This is a genomic window from Parascardovia denticolens DSM 10105 = JCM 12538, from assembly GCF_001042675.1.
GTDB classification, from domain to species: Bacteria; Actinomycetota; Actinomycetes; order Actinomycetales; family Bifidobacteriaceae; genus Scardovia; species Scardovia denticolens.
Genome location: NZ_AP012333.1, coordinates 1053333 through 1068214 on the forward strand (window position 1 = coordinate 1053333; position 14882 = coordinate 1068214).

Here is a 14882-nt window from a genome sequence, read left to right on the forward strand (position 1 = left end):
TCATTTTTTAACCAACGGATCCTTCCATCTGCAATTCGACCAAACGATTGAGCTCCAGGGCGTACTCCATAGGCAGCTCCCGGGATATGGGCTCCACGAAGCCGCGGACGATCATGCCCATGGCTTCCTTCTCTTCGATGCCCCGGCTCATCAGATAGAAGAGCTGATCTTCGGAGACCTTGGAAACAGTGGCTTCGTGGGCCATGGAGACGTCGTCCTCGCGCACGTCCACATGAGGGTAGGTATCGGAGCGGGAATAGTCATCCACCAGGAGGGCGTCGCAGACCACGCTGGAGGAAGAGCCTTTGGCCCCGTCCACGATCTTGACCAGGCCTCGATAGGCCGAGCGTCCGCCTCCGCGGGAGATGGACTTGGCCACGATGGTGGAGGACGTATGGGGGGCCAGATGGATCATCTTGGCGCCCGTGTCCTGGTACTGCCCGCGGCCGGCGAAGCCCAAGGAGAGGGTCTCGGCCTTGGCGTAAGGCTCGGCCAGGATGCAGGCCGGATACTTCATGGTGGCCTTGGAACCGATGTTCCCGTCCACCCATTCCATGGTGCCCCCTTCGCGCACGTAAGCCCGCTGGGTCACCAGGTTGTAGACGTTGTTGGACCAGTTTTGCACGGTGGTGTAACGCACGCGGGCGTTTTTCTCCACGATGATCTCCACGTTGGCCGCATGCAGGGAATCCTCCGACCAGATAGGGGCCGTGCATCCTTCCACGTAATGCACATAGGAGCCTTCATCAGCGATGATCAGGGTCCGCTCGAACTGGCCCATGGCCGGCGTATTGATGCGGAAATAAGCCTGCAGGGGGATGTCCACATGGACCCCTTTGGGCACGTAGACGAAGGAGCCGCCGGACCAGGCCGCCGTATTCAAGGCAGCGAACTTGTTATCGTCCGGAGGGATGACCGTGGCGAAATACTTCTTGACGAGGTCGGGATAATCGCGGACGGCCGTGTCGGTATCGACGAAGATGACCCCTTGCTTCTTCAGGTCTTCCCGGATCGAGTTGTAAATGACCTCGGATTCGTACTGGGCGGCCACACCGGAGACCAGACGCTTCTTCTCGGCTCCCGGGATCCCCAGACGGTCGTAAGTGTTGCGGATATCGGTGGGAAGCTCATCCCATGACTTGGCCTGCTTATCGATCGGCTTGACGTAATACTTGAAGTCATCCGCATGAAAGCCGCTCAGGTCCACCCCCCAAGTGGGCATGGGCTTCTCCAGGAAGGCCTGATAACCCCGCAGGCGGTAGTCCAACATCCACTGGGGCTCCCCCTTGTCCGCGGAGATGTCCCTGACGACCTGTTCGTCGATGCCTTTCTTGGCCGCTTCGCCGGCGACGTCGGAATCATGCCATCCGTAGTTGTATTCGCCGAATTGGGCGATGATGTCGTCGTCCTGTTTAAGTTTTTCCTCGTTGACCCTTTCGCGGTCGGCCACATAGCGGCTCATCTCCACGTCGGATGAGTCGGGCTGGAGCTTCTCGGTTCGTTCCACGAAACCTCCCATAGTTTTGTACCCTCCCATCCTAAACCAGAGGGCTTTCAAAGGGAAGAGCCATTGTGTCAGATTTCTCACAAAGACTAGAAGAAGAAAGTCCATGGACAAGGGAAAAGGCACCGGCCAGAAAACTGGCTCAGTGCCTGTGCTCCCGATTGAATACTAATGGAATGGGATTCCGGTTGAATCCGAATCCTACTTGCTGGATTTGCCTGCCCGGGCCTTCTTATAGTCCAAAGCGGCCTTGACCAGACCATTGAAGAGAGGATGGGGCTTGGTCGGGCGGGACTTGAATTCAGGATGAGCCTGGGTCCCGATGTAGAAGGGATGCGCGCTCTGAGGCAGCTCCACGAATTCGGTCAGTTCGCCGTCGGGCGAGGTGCCGGAAATGACCAGGCCGGCCTCTTCCAGCTGCTGCTTGTAGGCTACGTTCACTTCATAACGATGGCGATGGCGTTCGGAGATATTGGTGGAACCATAGAGCTTGGCGGCCAGGGACCCTTCCTTGAGGACGGCCGGGTAAGCGCCTAGGCGCATGGTATGGCCCATGTCTCCGCCGTCTTCCACGAATTGACGCTGCTCTTCCATGGTGGCGATGACGGGGTGGGCGCAATCGGGGTCGAACTCGGAGGAATTGGCGTCCGTGATCCCCATCACGTCGCGCGCGTACTCGATGACCATGGACTGCAGGCCCAGGCAGAGGCCCAAAGCGGGGACCTTGTTCTCACGGGCCCAACGCAAGGCGCCCAGCTTGCCTTCAATGCCACGGATCCCGAAGCCGCCTGGGATGACAATGCCGTCCACGTCGCTCAAGTAGCGCTCGGCCCCCTCGGTGGTCTCACAGGTGTCGGCGGCGATCCAACGGACGTCGGCCTTCGCCCAGTTGCCGAAGCCGCCGGCTTTGATGGCCTCGGTCACAGACAGGTAGGCGTCGGGCAGGTCGATGTACTTGCCGACGATGGCGATGGTCACCTCGGCCTTGGGATGATGCACGCGCTCGGTCAGGTCGGCCCAGTCCCCCCAAGCCACTTCGTGGGCCTTGTTCAGACCTAGGAACTTGACCACGTACTCATCCAGACCTTCGTCGTTGAGCATGCGAGGGATGTCATAGATGCTGGGCACGTCCACGCAGTTGACCACGGCCTCCGGCTCCACGTCGCACATGAGGGAGATCTTGTCTTTGATGTTGTCCCCCAGCTTGCGGTCCGACCGCAGGACCAAAGCATCAGGCCGGATGCCGACCTGGCGCAGCATCATGACCGAATGCTGGGTGGGCTTGGTCTTGAGTTCATGAGCGGAAGCGATGTAAGGAACCAAGGAGACGTGAACGAACATGCAGTTGTCCGGGCCCAGCTCGCGACGGACCTCGCGGGCGGCCTCCAGGAAGGGCTGGGACTCGATGTCGCCGACGGTACCACCGATTTCGGTGATGATCACGTCCACATCGTCATCGGCCTGGGCCCGCATACGGCTCTTGATCTCGTTGGTGATGTGGGGGATCACCTGGACGCACTGGCCCAGGTATTCTCCGGCGCGTTCCTTGCGCAAAACGTTCTGATAAATCTGGCCGGTGGTCACATTGGCCCTCTGGCTGAGGAAGACGTCCAGGAAACGCTCGTAATGGCCGATGTCCAAATCGGTCTCGGCCCCGTCTTCGGTCACATAGACTTCCCCATGCTGGAAGGGGTTCATGGTGCCGGGATCCACGTTGATATAAGGATCCAGCTTCTGTTGAAGGACATGCAGACCGCGGCTACGTAGAAGGCGACCAAGGGAAGAGGCGGTCAAGCCTTTGCCAAGGGAGGAGACGACGCCACCAGTGACGAAAATATGCTTCGTTGCATGGGGGGAAGAGGACCGTTTTTCAGAATCACCATGTTCATTGACCATGGAATTTAACCATATCATTTATCTATGACGTCAGGAGAGGCAGCACGCCTGGGTGTCGGCCTGCGGCGGAAAGGCGGCCAGGACCCGGCCCCACAAGTCATCCTGGGCCTTGTCCGGCCCGTCGCTTTCCGCCAGAATCCCCAAAAGACGGAACTTGTCTTGGAAGAGCTGGCCCCAGTCCAAGTCAGGCAGACAAGAGGCAGGGCTGGGGCATAAAAGGAAAGGCAGACCGGGCATGCGCTGGCGGATGAAGGCCATCCCCGCCTGGCACAGGTCCTGATCCCCGACGAAAAGGCAGAAATCCGCTTCTCTGGCTGGATCCAAGCAGGAGGACGCCAACCCCTGTTGGGAGGAAAGCAGGCTGGCCTCGATCACCTCGTAACCCTTGCGGCGCAGGATCCCTCGGGCCTTGTCGCTATCAGCCTGAGCGGCGAGGGTATGGACCAGCAAGACCTTCCTACCGTGAGGATCGGCGGAAGACAAGGTCTGAGGCAGGTGCATGAAGACCCGCCTTCCCATCACCAGGTAGGACCGGCCTTTGAGAAAAGGCAGAACGGCCGTCTTCTCCTCCAGGGCGTCCAGAACGGTGAGGGCCGTCCCCTGCGGCGTCTTCCCCCTGACGGAGACGATGACCGTCGCCGCCTGGAGGAACTGATCCTTCCGCTCCCGGTAAAGACGCAGCCAATCTCCCCGGCTATCCTCCCCCAACACCGGTCTGGTCTCCTGCCGACGGGTGGCCTGTTCGATGGCGTCATCCACATCGGTATCCAAATAGACCACCTGTCCCCCACATCGGGCGAAATCCTGAAGAAGCCGGCGGGAGTCCTCATTCGTGACCGATCCGCCGCCCAAAGAGAGCACTTGGGATTGGGGTGAGTCCCACATCCGTCCGATCAGCCCGGCGATGACCTCGTGTTCCATCCGCCGGAAAGCCGGTTCCCCCAGAACCGTGAAGGCCCGTGCCGTGGTGGTTCCTTCGTGTTTGGCGATTTCCTTGTCGCTGTCGGCGAAAAAGGCCTGCAGGTATTTGGATACTTCCCATCCGATCCGGCTTTTACCGGCGCCGGGCATGCCGATGAAGACGATTCTTTTCGTCTTGTTCGCAGTCATCGCATCATCTCCAGCCTGGGGGAATCCGTCTTCGTCGTTCCGAAGGCCTCATCATACTCCTGCTTATCGAGGAACCCCACCTATCCCCCGCCTAGCCCGCCTATCCCTGGCCTATGCCTCCACCTGCACCTTGGTCTATTGCCTTGGCCTACGCCTCGTCACCTCTCCCTCCGATGAAGGCGGGGTTGAAAGCGACGACGCCTGGCTGCACGGTATCCCTTTGTTCGTACCGGGTGAATCAATCATCGATCGCCACCCGCGCGACCGGCTGATAAGTACGGCGCGAAAACATGTCAATAATTGTAAAATCAAAATTCTGCTCTTACGCTTTCCGACCTTACCTCCCCCATAATCATGGTAAAATCCGGCTGTCATACCCACGGCATCAACCGATTCGCCTTCGCGGAAAAAATAAACCATCAGCGCGCAGCCTCCTTGTGAGGATGATTTTTTCATATGCCTGCCTTCCAATCCCATAACGGCAAAAAGTTCGACATCCGCCACAGCATGCAAAGGCTCTGTGATATATCGGGATATATCACAAGAAAGGTATATTGAACCTTATGACCACTTTTTTCTCCCTCCTCACCCTGCCTTATCTGGTGACGGGAATCGTCCTGTCCATTTCCGATATCAAAGCCCGGACCGTCCCCCGGATCGTCGTCATCATCGGTTATCTGTCCCAGTTGGCGATTTTCCTGGCTTACGCCTTGGAATTCTCTCATTTGCGTTCCATGGCGGTCTCGCCGGCGGCGAGTGAAAGTGGAAAAGCGGGAAGCCCGGCCGTCCAATCCTCCCTGGTCCAACTGGCCCGGCAAGTCCCGGCCCCATGGCCCCAAGTGGGGACGGCCGTGGCCATATCGGCGATCTGCGCCTTGCTCATGTATGGGATGTCGAAAATCAAACCGGGCGCCCTGGGCCTGGGGGATGCTTCCGCCACCTTCGTCCTCACCTTGTCGGTCGGATGGTTCTCCTGGATGGCCATGCTTTATTGGTGGATCGCCGTCGGCCTCATCGGCCTCATCTATCTGGGAGTCATGAAGGCGAGGAAGGCTCCAGCCTCCGTCGCCTTCCCCTTCGTCCCCGTTCTGACCGCGGCGACGGTCGTCGTCATCCTTCTGCGGGCGTTCGGCCTGTGACCGGACCTACAAGGAATTCAGCGGGTCTCAGCGTAACCCGCTCATCGTGAGGAAGAGGAAGTGGACTGGGGATGGGATTCCAACCAATCCTGGAGTTCCTGGGAATACTTGGCGAATTCATCCTTGTCGGCGGTGAACTTGGTCTCCCCCGTATCCAGGTTGACGGTGACGAAATAAAGCAGATCCCCCTTCGCCGGATTCATGGCCGCTTTCAGGGCTTCATCCCCAGGGCTCCCGATGGGGGTGGGAGGCAGGCCCTGGTGGATGCGTGAGTTATAAGGGTTGGAAGCGTCTTTGAGCTGGGCGGCCGTCAGATCGGTCCCCTTTTCGTTGAAGCCGTAGGCGTTGATGGCATCCATTCCCAAAGTCATCTTCTTGGCCAAACGGTTGTTGATGACCTCGACCACCTGGCTGTAATACTCGGACCTATCGGCCTCGGCTTCCGCTATGGAAGCCTTCTTCAGGATGACCTCCCGTTCGGACCCCGTAGGAACCCCGAGTTTGTCCAGATGCTTGATGCGGGCGGTGACCAAAGTCTTCAGAATCTCGGTCGCGCTGGAAGCGTTCCTGATATCGTAGGTCCCCGGCTGCAGCCAGCCTTCGAAGCTTCCCCCCGCTTCCTCAGGAAGGAGCCCTTCCCCGTCGGATTTCAGGGCCTTCTGGAAGTCCTCCTTGCTCAAGGAGCTGGCCGCCGCGGCCTTGGTCGCCACATCCGAGATCCGATCCCCGGCGACGATGTTCAATATCGCCTTGGCCCTGGATGGGTCGGCGAGGATGGTTGCCGCGTCGGAAGCCTTCATCTCCTTCTTCAGGTCGAAGGTCCCCGGTTGCACGGTTTTGTTGGTCCCGATGGAGGACATGGCGTTATCGAAGGCGCAGGAGGTCTTGACGATACCGGCTTTGGTCAGTTTCTGGCCCACTTGGCTGGATGATTCCCCGGGGGCCACAGTGAAAGCGGTCGAGGCCCCTCCCGGCCCGCTGAAATCCGAGCAGTCGCGCACCGGACTCGCCTCGGGAGCCGTTTGCCGGGCTTTGAGGATGCCCCGAGCGATCACGCTGCCGGTGAAAGCTACCGCGGCCACAAGAAGCAAGGCTATAAGGACGGTGAAAAAACGACGGATGGCCTTTTTCTTTCTCCTCTTCGCTCCTTCCCCCCTTGCCATGGCCCTGGCCTCGCCTTTGCGCAAGGCGTGTTCGGCTTTCCTCCTGCGGTGAGGAGGCAAGGGTGGCTGCGAAGGGTCAGCCGGAGAAGGATCGGCCGGTTCGCGGTCGCCCCCTGCTGAGGGATCCGATCCCGCCGCGGAAGAGAAAAACTCTTCCAGATCATCGGGATCGTTCACCTTATCGGTATCGGACACAAAACCTCCTGGGCGATATCCTGGTCATCGAAGTGATGATGCACGACAATAAGTGTACACTTGGGTCTGGCGAGTTTCGCCATGATCTTACGAAAGCTGGGACAGACTATCATTTAAGGCTGCCAACTACGACAATCATCTATGGCGATTATCTGTTGCTATGGCGGTCATCCAAGGCGGCCTGCAGGATGAGGACGGCGGATTGCTGATCGACCAGGGGCCGATGCCGGCGGCTTCCGATACCCGCATCCATTAACTGGCTATGGGCCCGGACCGTGGTCATCCGTTCATCCTTCAATTCCAGGCTCACACCCTGAATCTGGTATAGGGCCAACCTTTTTTCCAAGGCGAGACTGAACCGCCGCGCCTTTTTCGCGGACTTTCCCTCCGTCCCATCCAATTGGAGAGGATAACCGATGACCACATGGGACACCTGATGATCATCGATGAGGTCCGTGATCTCATCGATGGCTTGGAAATAATCCCCGGCGACCCTGATGTTCCCTTCGGGATGGGCGAAGGTGAGCTCCGGATCGGAGATGGCTACGCCCACGCGGGCGTTGCCCAAGTCCAGCCCCAGCCAGACCGACCGGGAAGGGCGGTCGGCCTGAGGGTGGGAGGATTCGTCCGAGCCCTTGCTTGAGCCCTCCGCATCCAAGTCAGGAAAAGAAGTGTTCATCGGAAGCCGGGCGCTAACTGAGAGCCGCTTGGGCCTGATCGCCGACGATTTTCAAGGCCGCATCCAGCCGGGAGGCGTCCTGGCCACCGCCTTGGGCGAAATCGGGCTTGCCGCCGCCACCACCGCCCAAGACCTGGAAAGCGGAGCGGACCAGGTCCCCGGCCTTGATGCCGGCCTTGCGGGCGGCCTCGTTCGTGGCCACGAAGATGACCGGCTTCCCTGTCTCGCTGCTGACGCCGGCCAGACAGACCACAGCCGCCTTGTCCTCTCCCAGCTGGGCCCGGGTGTCCGTCACCGCCTTACGCAAGGCTTCGGCGGAACCGAAGGACCCCACGTTGCGGATGGCCAGCAGGAGGTCGGCATCCGGGGACCCGCTCTTGGCCTGGTCCACCAGAGCCGGGATCATGGCCGAAATCTGCCGCTCATAGATGGAAGCCAGCTTGGCCTGGGCTTCTTTCAGGCTCTCTTCCAAGCCCAAGACCCTGGTCTCCACCTCATCGGCCCGGGCGTTAAGGCCATTGGCCAGACGGTTGATCACCTGGTGCTGACGGTGGTTGTACTCGTAGGACTTGGCCCCGACCAGAGCCTCGATCCGGCGCAGGCCGGTCCCCACGGAGGATTCGGAGATGAGGGTGAAGGAACCGATGGTGCCGGTCCGGGAGGCATGCGTGCCTCCGCACAGCTCCCGGCTCCAGCCGTCATTGCCGATGGTGACCACGCGCACGATGTCGCCGTATTTGTCGCCGAACAGGTGCATGGCCCCCAGTTCCAAGGCGTCATCGATCGGCATGTTCTTCCAGGAGACCTCCAGATCGTCGCGGATGCGGGCGTTGACCCGGGCTTCGATCTGCCCCAGCTGATCCTGGGTCAAGGCCTTGGACCAGTGGAAGTCGAACCGGAGACGATCGGGATCGACCACGGATCCGGACTGGGTCGCCTTCTCCCCCAGGACTTCGCGCACGACCTTATGAAGGACGTGGGTGGCGGTATGGGCGTGGGTCATGCCGATGCGGCGGTCCACATCGATGGATGAGGAGACCTGGTCTCCCACCGTGAGGCTGCCTTCGGTCAGACGGCAATGTTGCACGTATAGGTCTTTGACCGGCTTCTGCACGTCATCCACTTCCAGGACGGCCCCTTGGTCGCTTTCGATCTCGCCGTAGTCGGCCATCTGGCCTCCCTGCTCGGCGTAGAAAGGAGTGCGGTCCAGGATAACTTCCACCGTGGCCGGGGCCGAAGCGGACCGGACCGAACCGGTTTCCTCGTCGATGATGGCGAGGACCGTCCCGCGGCTGGAGAATTCCTTGTAACCGGTGAATTCGATGGGCTTGGCCAGGGCTTTCTTGGCGTCGTCGTAGACGCTCAGGTCCACGTTATGCCTCTTTTTCAAAGCGTCGGCCCGGGCGCGCTGTTTCTGTTCGGCCATGAGCTCGCGGAAGCTCCGGTCATCCACTCCCACGCCCTGTTCCCGGGCAATTTCGGTGGTCAGTTCGATGGGGAAACCATAAGTATCGTGAAGGGTGAAGGCCTCCTTGCCGGATACGACCGGCTGTTCCTGGCCCTTTTCGGAAGCGTCCTTCTTGGCTTGGGAAATGGCCACGTCCAAGATGGTGGACCCCTGGTCCAAGGTGCGACGGAAGGCGGCTTCCTCGCCGAAAGCGGTCTCGCTGACTTCGGCGAAGGAAGATTCCAGCTCAGGGTAGCTGAGCTTCATCTGGGCTTCCGAGACAGGCAGCAGATGGGGGAAGACCTCCTGCTCCACGCCCAGCATCTTCATGGCCCGGATGGAGCGGCGGATCAGGCGGCGCAGCACATAGCCACGACCTTCGTTGCTAGGCCGGACCCCGTCGCCCATGATCATGAGGGCGGAACGGACATGGTCGGCCACCACGCGGAAGCGGACGTCATCCTCGGGGTCGTCCCCATATTTGCGGCCGGAGAGCCTTTCCGCCTCTTCGATCACGGGGAAGATCTCATCGGTCTCGTAGATGTTCTGCTTGCCTTGGAGCAGATAAGCCACGCGTTCCAGTCCCATGCCGGTGTCTATGTTCTTGTTGGCCAGTTCGCCCACGATGTGCAGGTTGGTCTTGGATTTGACGTTGTCGACTTCGAAGTTCTCGAAAACCAGGTCCCAGATTTCGATGTAGCGGCTTTCGGAGGCGATGGGGCCTCCGTCCGGGCCGTATTCAGGGCCGCGGTCCACATAGATTTCGGTGCAGGGACCTCCGGGGCCGGGGCCGCCGGTGGTCCAGAAGTTGTCTTCCATGCCCAAGACCTGCATATGCTCGGGATCCATGCCTTCGGTCTTCCACAAAGACCGGGCCTCTTCGTCGTCCGTGTAGGTGGTCACCCAGAGCTTGTCTTTCTCGAAGCCGTATCCGCCCTGGTCCTGGGGGGAGGTCAGCAGGTCCCAGGCGTAATGGATGGCCTCCTTCTTGAAGTAATCCCCGATGGAGAAGTTGCCCAGCATCTGGAAGAAGGTGCCATGCCGGGTGGTCTTGCCCACTTCGTCGATGTCCAAGGTGCGCACGCACTTTTGATTGCTGGTCATCCGGCGCGAAGGCGGGGTCTGCTCGCCCAAGAGGTAAGGGATGAAGGGGACCATGCCGGCGATGGTGAAAAGCGTGGTGGGGTTGGGGGAGATCAGGGAGGCCGATGGCATGACCAGATGTCCTTGCTTCTCGAAATAGGTCACAAATCGTTTGGCGATTTCCGATGTGCGCATGCGCGTCTCCTTTGCGGACTTACCTAAGCTGTCGCGGGCCAGCCGTCAGGGGCTGCCTCATTCACAAGGTTCGATTGTATCCCAGCCCACTGATAGTTTGCCTCCCCTTCACGGTCCCAGCGAAAAAAGGCCGGCCCGATGGGCCGACCTTGCCATCGAAACGGATTGGACCGCTTATTCGGACTTGGACTTGGCGAATTTCGCTATATAGTCTTGGTTGAGCTGACTCTCGCGGTCTTTGCGGTAAGCGTTGAAATCATTGAAAAGACCGGACAAGGTGCGCATGGCGACATTGTCCTGGTCGGGGCCGAGGACGAATTGACGGGCCCCGTCCGGGGTATGGTCGCGCACGTAGGAGTTGGCCTTGGCCACGGTCACCACGCCTGCCGCGAAGCCCAATCCGAACCAGAAAATCCTTTTGAACATATCATATACCTTTCGGGTCGTGAGCCAAGGACCTTAATCCTGCTGCGAATCGGCGGTCTGCTTGAGGGGATCATGCTCCCCCCGCTTGGAGTTGACGAAGTCCAAGACCGTCTGCTTGGCCGCATAGAAGGCGGAAGCCACTTTGATGATGGGCTTGCCCAAGATGGAGCCGTAAAGATCCGCCAAAGCGGAGACGTTGTTGGTGGTCGTGCTCAAGGCCCCGGTCATGGAGTTGGCGTCGTCCAACGACTGATTGACCTTCTTGACCGTATCCACGCCTTCGTCCAAAGCCGGGACGGCGTGGTCCCCCGCGTCCTTGACCGTCTGGGAGATCTGGTCGAAAAGCTTGCCCAAGCGAATCAAAGGATAAATCATGAATCCCGCCAAAATCGCAAAAGCGATCGCGGCGATGAGTCCGGCAATCTGACCAGCGTCCATAATGACCTCTTTCCATCCGGGGATCCCCGCCTCATCCACGAAGGGGCCCCTGTTTTTCCAGCGCTTGCTCTCTGGCGAATGTGATAGGTTCTACCCTAGCATGCCTTGACTACACGCGTCGGTCGATCGTCTTCGCGGGCTTGTCCCTTCGCCGGGCGCAGGTTCGTTGAAACGCCTTACTGATTGTAGGAAACGACGGTGATGGCCTCTTCCAAGCGATCGGCCGCGGTGTCGAAGTCGAATCGGGTGACGGACCCATTGGCCGGACGGACCGACAAGTCATAGCCCTCCGGGGCGAAACGGTTCATCATGCTCAACAGGGTGTTGCCGTGGGAGATCTGCAGGATATTGGCCCCGTCTGGCAGCCTCGATTCCTGGGCCGTATGGGCGATGAGGGAGAAGCCGGAATCGATACGGCCCCAGTATTCCTGGTCCGACTCGGCGTCATGGAAGGGGTCCGCTTCTTTGAGGAAATCGCGGCTGGCGGCCAGGCCGAACTTGTTGACTATGGAAGCGTAGGAGGGGGCACCATGGGGAGCGCCTGCCGCCCACCAGGCCTCGTTCATGTCCTTGCCTTCGAAGTAACCGTAGAATTGCTCGCGGAAGGCCGGATCGACGACCTTGGGAAGGCGGTCTCCGTCGCTCCCCTTCAGGTTGTCATTGTCTCCCAGAATCATATCCAAAGTCTGTTCCGCCCTGGTGGTGTCCGAACAGAAGGCGGCGGAGAAGACGACCTGGGCCAGCTTCTCCCCCGCCTTGTGGGCGTCATCGATCCCCGCCTGGGTCAGGGGCGAATTCGACCATCCTTGCAGACGGTTGTACCGGTTGAAATAGGTCTGCCCGTGGCGCACTATGTACATATGTAAAAGCATGCCCTCCATTATTCCACTATTCCACGGCACATGCAGAAAAAATCTCAGACCAGGCGGAAAGAATCATCCTGCAGGCGGAGAAAAAAGATTCCGCATGGCAGGAAAAGGAGCCCGTCGAGGGCCAAGGAACAGGCTCTTCGCGAACCTTTCCGTGAAACTGATTGTAAGAGGCGGGGACTAGGATGGATGCATTATGACGACTCCAGATTTCATCCTCGACCTGCGCAAACACATCGGACATCAGCGCCTCTGGCTCACGGGCACGACCGCCTATGTGGTGGACAACGAGGGCCGTATCCTTCTGGGCCAGCGGGCGGACACCAAGAAATGGTCTTTGGTCATGGGCATCGTGGAGCCAGGGGAACAGCCTGCGGACACGGTGGTAAGGGAAGTCAAGGAAGAGACCGGGGTGGACTGCATTCCCACCGATTTGGTCTCTGTCGAGAGCGATGACCACCCGATCGTTTACACCAACGGGGACCAAGTCCTTTACATGGATCATCTCTTCTTCTGCAAAGTGCAGAGGGAGGGGAACTCCGAACCTTTCGTCAACGATGAGGAAAGCCTGAAAGTGGGTTGGTTCAAGACCAATGAGCTACCTGACGATCTGTCAGAAGTATCCAAAAAACGCATGCGTCTTGTGCAACAATACCTTTCACGCACGGTTCTTGGGGATTCCCGGACTCTTTTCACCTGCACCCTGGCCAAGCCGGAGTCCAAATTCAACCTGAAACAGTGGTGGAAGAACCTGATTCATTCGAACTAACCGAACTAGCCGAACTAAGCGGCGCAGATTTCCTTGACCTTCTGACGAAAGGCAGAGGCCGAGGCTGGCTGGTCTCTTCTTTTCAGCCAAATCAGAGACGGCTGGGACGAAGGGTTCGTCTTCAAAGGCGTGAAGCGAAGACCGGAATGGGCGTCCTCCACCCAATCTTTCGCCACCCCTTCTGTGATCAAGGCGTAACCCAAGCCGGCCCTGACCATCGCCGCAGCCTGGGAAGCCACGGTGTAGGTGGCGATGATGTCCATCTTCTTACGCCGCGCCTGCCCCTGCCCAGGCAGGCGGAGACCGGCAGATTCCTCCCATTGACGGGAGACCAGAAGGGGAAGCTTCATGAGCTCTCCCCCAGCTATCCCTTCCCCTTCCTTGGCCCGAGGATCATCGGCCTTCATGAGCAGGCCCCACTTGTCTTGATAAGGGAGGGCCAGGGAATCATAGTCCTCGGATGCGGGCGGAAGGGATAAAAGGGCGAAATCGACCAAACCTTCGTTGAGCATGCCGACCAAGCCGTAATCGTCGGCCCAGGAAACCTTGAAGGTGATGTCCGGATATTCCTGTCGGGTCTCTGCCATGGCCTGAGCCAGCAGGCCGAAAGCCCCGGTCTGGGAGCAAGCGATGCCCACTTCCCCTCTCGGCAGGTCGCCGGCGGAAGAGACCTGGTCCTGGGCCTCATGCACCAAATCGACAATTTGCTCGGATTTCTGCCTCAGGGCCATCCCTTGAGGAGTCAGGGTGATGCCATAATGGCCGCGTTTGAAAAGGGTGACCCCCAGTTCCTTCTCCAAGTCAATCAACTGACGGGAAAGGGTGGGCTGGGTCAACCCCAAGACTTGAGCGGCCGCGGAGACGCTCCCCTCCTGGGCGACGGTCAAAAAGTATTCCAAAACCCGAAGTTCCATAAGCCACCATGCCTTTTGTCCCATTTTTCCGAGGAATATCATCCATATTATATTCAGGTTTCGAACATGCCCACCCCTGAGAACATGGAATGACCGAGGAGGCGGGATGACCGGAGGAAGTAGAGGAAGGAGATGAGAAATGACAAAAGGCCTCAGGGATTCCTGAGGCCTGAAGACTAAAAGCGACCGCGACTTCCCTTGCGAGGAAGTCACCGGGGTAAGGCTTTAGCGGGCGTAGTACTCGACCACGTACTGTATGTTCACCTGGACGGGGATCTCCTCCACCTCAGGCAGACGGGTCAAAGTGGCCTTGAGAGAGGGCAGGTTGACGTCCAGATAACCGGGGACCGCAGGCAGGACGTCACGGTGGACGCCTTCGGCGGCAGCCTGGAAAGGCTCCATAGTCTGGCTCTTCGGCTTGACCTGGATGGTTTGGCCGGGCTTCACGCGGTAGCTAGGGCGGTCGACGATGTTGCCGTCAACGAGGATGTGACGGTGCACCACGAACTGACGGGCCTGAGCGGTGGTACGGGCGAAACCGGAACGCAGGACCAAGGCGTCGAGACGGGTCTCGAGCTGAACCTGCATGGAGGTACCGGTCTGGCCGGAGGCGCGGGTTGCGCGCTCGTAAACGGAGCGCAGCTGCTTCTCGGAAACGCCGTACTGGGCACGAAGACGCTGCTTTTCACGCAGACGCACGGCGTAATCGGACTCCGCGCGACGGCGGTCGCGGCCATGCTCGCCGGGTCCATAAGGACGCTTTTCGAACAGGCTCTGGGCCTTGGGGGTCAAAGCGATGCCGAGGGCGCGGGAAAGGCGCACCTGACGGCGTGCACGCTGAACCTTAGTCATAATTCAATTCCAATCTGTCGTTGTTTATACGCAAGCGAAGCTGTCGCCTCGCCTAGGCCGGGCCGCTCCAACGCTTCCTGTGTCTCCGCACAATCCCAGGAAACCAAGGTTCCAGGACCGATCCGTTGATGGGCTATGGCCTCAGAGGTGCCTGCGGCAAGCCGCAGACACGAAGGCCTACTATAGTCGCAGGCCTCTACCAA

Annotated in this window: 13 protein-coding genes; 2 read left to right on the plus strand and 11 right to left on the minus strand. The window is 59.4% G+C overall.

What is annotated here, in order from left to right:
• Positions 1 to 7 precede the first annotated feature (7 nt).
• The 3 genes from sufB to PSDT_RS04440 form a co-directional block, all read right to left on the minus strand.
• On the minus strand, positions 8 to 1462 hold the full coding sequence (gene sufB / locus PSDT_RS04430; RefSeq protein WP_190273301.1) for a Fe-S cluster assembly protein SufB: 1455 nt from the start codon (positions 1460 to 1462) through the stop codon (positions 8 to 10).
• 243 nt (positions 1463 to 1705) lie between these two features.
• Complete coding sequence (locus tag PSDT_RS04435) at positions 1706 to 3400, minus strand: CTP synthase (RefSeq protein WP_006289139.1); 1695 nt, start codon at positions 3398 to 3400, stop codon at positions 1706 to 1708.
• Between the two features lie 30 nt (positions 3401 to 3430).
• Entirely contained in the window at positions 3431 to 4510 is a 1080-nt protein-coding gene (locus tag PSDT_RS04440) for a shikimate kinase (protein ID WP_006289138.1), read from the minus strand.
• Positions 4511 to 5073: 563 nt separating this feature from the next.
• Between PSDT_RS04440 and PSDT_RS04445 the strand changes: the two genes are divergently transcribed.
• Positions 5074 to 5649: a peptidase gene (locus PSDT_RS04445; RefSeq protein ID WP_006289137.1), complete on the plus strand. Its 576-nt coding sequence runs from the start codon at positions 5074 to 5076 to the stop codon at positions 5647 to 5649.
• A 41-nt stretch (positions 5650 to 5690) separates the two neighbouring features.
• On the opposite strand, the gene mltG is transcribed toward PSDT_RS04445, so the two are convergent.
• The 6 genes from mltG to PSDT_RS04475 form a co-directional block, all read right to left on the minus strand.
• Positions 5691 to 7007 carry an endolytic transglycosylase MltG gene (mltG, locus tag PSDT_RS04450; RefSeq protein ID WP_006290387.1) on the minus strand — a complete coding sequence of 439 codons (1317 nt, stop codon included), beginning with the start codon at positions 7005 to 7007 and terminating at the stop codon, positions 5691 to 5693.
• Between the two features lie 148 nt (positions 7008 to 7155).
• A complete protein-coding gene (gene ruvX / locus PSDT_RS04455) occupies positions 7156 to 7686 on the minus strand; it encodes a Holliday junction resolvase RuvX (protein WP_006289135.1) in 531 nt (176 codons plus the stop codon).
• Between the two features lie 13 nt (positions 7687 to 7699).
• Positions 7700 to 10411: an alanine--tRNA ligase gene (gene alaS, locus PSDT_RS04460; protein WP_006289134.1), complete on the minus strand. Its 2712-nt coding sequence runs from the start codon at positions 10409 to 10411 to the stop codon at positions 7700 to 7702.
• Between the two features lie 174 nt (positions 10412 to 10585).
• A complete protein-coding gene (locus tag PSDT_RS04465) occupies positions 10586 to 10837 on the minus strand; it encodes a hypothetical protein (protein ID WP_006289133.1) in 252 nt (83 codons plus the stop codon).
• Between the two features lie 33 nt (positions 10838 to 10870).
• Entirely contained in the window at positions 10871 to 11275 is a 405-nt protein-coding gene (locus PSDT_RS04470; protein WP_006289131.1) for a DUF948 domain-containing protein, read from the minus strand.
• A gap of 176 nt (positions 11276 to 11451) precedes the next feature.
• A complete protein-coding gene (locus PSDT_RS04475) occupies positions 11452 to 12147 on the minus strand; it encodes a histidine phosphatase family protein (protein WP_006289130.1) in 696 nt (231 codons plus the stop codon).
• Between the two features lie 193 nt (positions 12148 to 12340).
• Between PSDT_RS04475 and PSDT_RS04480 the strand changes: the two genes are divergently transcribed.
• A complete protein-coding gene (locus tag PSDT_RS04480; protein ID WP_006289129.1) occupies positions 12341 to 12913 on the plus strand; it encodes an NUDIX hydrolase in 573 nt (190 codons plus the stop codon).
• Between the two features lie 14 nt (positions 12914 to 12927).
• Here PSDT_RS04480 and PSDT_RS04485 read toward each other — a convergent pair whose 3' ends face one another.
• Both PSDT_RS04485 and rpsD read right to left on the minus strand, forming a co-directional pair.
• Positions 12928 to 13827, minus strand: a complete 900-nt coding sequence (locus PSDT_RS04485) for a LysR family transcriptional regulator (RefSeq protein WP_006289128.1) — start codon at positions 13825 to 13827, stop codon at positions 12928 to 12930.
• Between the two features lie 225 nt (positions 13828 to 14052).
• Positions 14053 to 14679 carry a 30S ribosomal protein S4 gene (gene rpsD / locus PSDT_RS04490; protein ID WP_006289127.1) on the minus strand — a complete coding sequence of 209 codons (627 nt, stop codon included), beginning with the start codon at positions 14677 to 14679 and terminating at the stop codon, positions 14053 to 14055.
• Positions 14680 to 14882: the final 203 nt, after the last annotated feature.